This is a genomic window from Pseudomonas sp. 382 (genome assembly GCF_002759075.1).
Classification (GTDB): Bacteria; Pseudomonadota; Gammaproteobacteria; order Pseudomonadales; family Pseudomonadaceae; genus Aquipseudomonas; species Aquipseudomonas vlassakiae.
In genome coordinates, this window is sequence record NZ_PEMX01000098.1 from 1 (window position 1) to 1019 (window position 1019).

The following is a 1019-nucleotide window of genomic DNA, read 5'->3' on the forward strand; positions in this document are numbered from 1 at the left end:
GCAGTCCTGCTGAAAATCTACATCTATGGCTACCTCAACCGGATTCAGTCCAGCCGCCGGCTTGAGCGCGAGGCAGAGCGCAATGTCGAGCTGATGTGGCTAACGGGCCGGTTGGCTCCCGACTTCAAAACGATTGCCGACTTTCGGCGAGACAACGGCAAAGCCATTCGCAGCGTCTGCCGGCAATTCGTAGTGCTTTGCCGCAACCTCAATCTTTTCTCCCAGTCGATCATTGCCATCGACGGCAGCAAATTCAAAGCCGTAAATAACCGCGACCGCAACTTTACCCAGGGCAAGATCAAGGCGCGCATGCAGCAGATCGAGCAGAGCATCAACCGCTATCTTGCGGCGATGGATTCGGCGGATCGGACAGCGCCCGAGGTCGCCGAGGCCAAGGCTGAACGGCTGAGCGAAAAAATAGAAAAGCTGAAACAGCAGATGACGAAGCTCAAGGACATTGAAGTGCAGCTTCATGCCAGCCCAGATCAGCAAATCTCTCTTACCGATCCTGATGCACGCTCAATGGCCACGAGTGGCGGAGGTACTGGCACGGTTGGCTACAACGTACAAACAGCAGTCGATGACAAATACCATCTGATCATTGCTCATGAAGTCACCAATGTTGGCAGTGACCGAACACAGTTGAGCAATATGGCGAACCAGGCACGCGAAGAGATCGGTGCTGAGTCGCTGACAGTGGTCGCCGACCGAGGCTATTACAAAGGTCCGGAGATCCTTGCTTGCGAGCAGGCCGGGATCACCACTTTTGTCCCGAAGCCGCTGACATCAAGCAGCAAAGCGGAAGGCAGATTCGGCAAGCAGGACTTCATCTACATCGCTGCATCGGATGAATACCGATGCCCTGCGGATCAACTACTGACCCGCAGGCATTCTTCGGTGGAAGACGGCATGTTGCTGCACTCCTACTGGTTCTCTGGCTGCCAAAGTTGCGCCATGCATAAGCAGTGTACGACGGGTAAGGAACGCCGGTTGAAGCGCTGGGAGCATGAAACGGTAGT

Annotated in this window: 1 protein-coding gene; it reads left to right on the forward strand. The window is 55.2% G+C overall.

The window, feature by feature from the left end; translation table 11 throughout:
- On the forward strand, positions 1-1019 hold a 1019-nt coding region (locus CQW31_RS30750), incomplete at both ends, for an IS1182 family transposase (protein ID WP_099816123.1).